Below are 3,122 nucleotides of genomic sequence, written 5' to 3'. Positions count from 1 at the left end.
GGATCTCGAGCCACTGGTACCAGCCGCGGTGCAGCACGAGCCACGCCATCAGTCCGTAGCCTGCCTGACCGGGACCGCCGCCGTTCGCGGCGAGGTCGTTTCGCCACTGCTCATGCGCCACGAGCGGCGTGAAGGTGTCCACATACACATGCTTGCGGCGTGTGGTCACGTCGGCGAAAGCGGTCGAGAGGTCGGCGAGGCGCCGGTTGCGCTCGGGATCGAGGCCGGGGGGAGGGCCGACGACGAGCGCCTTGACGCTCATGTGCGCAGCGCCGTCGAGGATGTTCGCGAGGTTCAGCCGACTGCGGGCCGTCGACAATTCGAGGTCCAGATCGCGGTCGGAGAGCCCGATGACGAGGCGGTTCTCGAAGCCGTCGTCGAAGCGTCGTCCCACCTCCTGGAGCCAGCGGTTGGCAAGGGACTCCGTCCCCTCCTGCGGAGCCGCAAGGGTGTACGGCTCGACCAGCACGTTCTCCGGCGCGGTCCGTGCCATGACGCGTCCGAACCAGCCGAGCGCGCGCGGGTCGCCCAGGCCCGCCAGGAGTTCGTCGCCCACTGCTGCTAGCCGGATTCTGCGTTGTTCCACTGGTCCCTCGGTTTACTGGTCGTCGGAATGGTGCGTGACTGGTGCTGCCTCAACCTGCTGCTTAAATGCGTTGGGCGGGGCCGGAGCCCCACCCAACATCATACGTATGGGCCGATTACTTTCGGCCGAACGCCTTGCGGATCAGGAGCTCCTGCTCCACTGCGTGATGCTTCGCCGAACCGGTGGCGGTGGCCGCCGACGCCGGACGTGAGGCGAGCCGCACCTTCCGATCCAGCTCCTGCGGGAGGTTCAGTCCAATGAACGGCCACGGGCCCTGGTTGGCCGGCTCATCCTGGGCCCAGACCACTTCTGCGTTGGGGTAGGTATCCAGGGCCGCGGAGATCTCAGCCACGGGAAGCGGGTACAGCTGCTCTACGCGCACAATCGCCGTCTTCTGGTCGTCGGTCTTCTGGCGCGACGACAGCAGATCGTAGTACAGGCGGCCGGACACCAGGATCACGCGCTCGACGTCGTTGGCCGGCGCCTCGAGGGTGTCGGGGATGACCGGCTGGAAGCTGCCCTGCGTGAAGTCCTCCACCGAACTCGCCGCTGCCTTCAGCCGCAGCAGCTGCTTGGGAGTGAAGATGATCAACGGCTTGCGCGGCCTGCTGTAGGCGTGGCGCCTCAGGAGGTGGAAGTGCGACGCCGCGCTGCTCGGGTTGGCGACCACCATGTTCTCCTCGGCGCACATCTGCAGGAAGCGCTCGATGCGTGCGGAGGAGTGGTCGGGGCCCTGGCCCTCGTAGCCGTGCGGGAGCATCAGCACCAGTGACGAGCGCTGGCCCCACTTCTGCTCCGCCGAGCTGAGGAACTCGTCGATGATGGTCTGGGCGCCGTTGACGAAATCGCCGAACTGCGCTTCCCAGATCACGAGTGCGTCGGGGCGCTCCACGGAGTAGCCGTACTCGAAGCCCATGGCTGCGTATTCGGACAGCAGGGAATCGTAGATCCAGAACTTCGCCTGGCCCTCGCTCAGGTCGGAGAGCGGAAGCCATTCCTCACCCGTTGCGCGGTCGTGGAACACCGCATGCCGCTGTACGAAGGTGCCGCGCCGGGTGTCCTGGCCGGAGAGGCGCACCGGCACACCCTCCATGAGGAGTGAGCCGAAGGCCGCGATCTCGCCGAAGCCCCAGTCGATGGCGCCCTCGCGTGACATCTGCTCGCGCTTGTCCAGCAGCGCCTTGAGCTTCGGGTGGACGGTGAAGCCCTCGGGAATGCTCGTGTGGGCCTTGCCGATGTGCGCGAGCGTCTCGGGGGAGATGGCTGTGGTCGCCGGAGCCCCGGTACCCGAATCGGACTGCTGTGCGAAAGGCCGCTCGATATTCGAGACCGCTGCGGGATCCTTCGTGACCACCGGAATCGGCGAAGTCTGCGCAGCATGGGTCTCCGCGAAGACCCGCTCGAGTCGCTCCTGGTAGTCACGCAGCGCCTGCTCGGCTTCCTCCTGCGTGATGTCACCGCGCCCGATCAGCGCCTCGGTGTAGAGCTTGCGGACCGAGCGCTTCGCCTCGATCAGGTTGTACATCATCGGCTGGGTCATCGAGGGGTCGTCGCCCTCGTTGTGTCCACGGCGGCGGTAGCACACCATGTCGATCACGACATCCTTGTTGAAGCGCTGGCGGAACTGGTACGCCAGCTGCGCCACGCGGACCACGGCCTCGGGGTCGTCACCGTTGACGTGGAAGATCGGTGCCTGCACCATCTTCGCGACGTCGGTGGAGTACACCGAAGAGCGCGACGACGTCGGCGACGTCGTGAAGCCCACCTGGTTGTTGACGATCACGTGGATGGTTCCGCCCGTGCGGTAGCCGCGCAGCTGGGAGAGGTTGAGCGTCTCGGCGACGACTCCCTGGCCGGCGAAGGCCGCATCGCCATGGATCAGGATCGGGAGAACGGGGAAGGTATCGCCCTGGTCGAGGAGATCCTGCTTGGCCCGGACGATGCCCTCGAGCACCGGATCCACCGCCTCGAGGTGCGAGGGATTGGCTGCGAGGTAGACCCGTGTCTCGTTCCCCGCGTCGGAGGTGAACGTGCCCTCGGTTCCGAGGTGGTACTTCACATCGCCCGAGCCCTGCACGGATCGGGGATCCTGGGTGCCCTCGAACTCGCGGAAGACCTGCGCGTAGGTCTTGCCGGCGATGTTCGTCAGCACGTTCAGGCGGCCACGGTGCGCCATGCCGACGGCTACCTCGTCGAGGCCGTCGTCGGCTGCTCCGGAGATGACGGCGTCGAGCAGCGGAATCAGGGACTCACCGCCCTCGAGGGAGAAACGCTTCTGGCCCACGAACTTCGTCTGCAGGAAGGTCTCGAACGCCTCCGCGGAGTTCAGCTTGTGCAGGATGCGCAGCTGCTCCTCGCGGCTCGGCTTGGAGTACGGGTGCTCGAGCTCGTCCTGGAACCACTGGCGCTCCACCGGATCCTGGATGTGCATGTACTCGATGCCGGTGGTGCGGCAGTAGGCGTCGCGGAGCACGCCGAGCATGTCGCGGAACTTCAGCAGCGGCTTGCCGCCGAAACCGCCGGTGGGCCATTCCCG

Annotated in this window: 2 protein-coding genes; both read right to left on the bottom strand. The window is 66.5% G+C overall.

Annotated elements, in window-relative coordinates:
• The coding region (locus tag Y705_RS18105) for a GDSL-type esterase/lipase family protein (protein WP_049822407.1) at nt 1–586 on the bottom strand (586 nt) is incomplete at its 3' end.
• Between the two features lie 115 nt (nt 587–701).
• Nucleotides 702–3,122: multifunctional oxoglutarate decarboxylase/oxoglutarate dehydrogenase thiamine pyrophosphate-binding subunit/dihydrolipoyllysine-residue succinyltransferase subunit (locus Y705_RS0107135; protein WP_081737871.1), on the bottom strand; the 2,421-nt coding region annotated here is incomplete at its 5' end.

Origin of the sequence: Arthrobacter sp. H41 (assembly GCF_000520535.1) — a bacterium.
Classification (GTDB): Bacteria; Actinomycetota; Actinomycetes; order Actinomycetales; family Micrococcaceae; genus Arthrobacter_D.
This window is presented reverse-complemented; position numbering and strand designations above follow the sequence as displayed.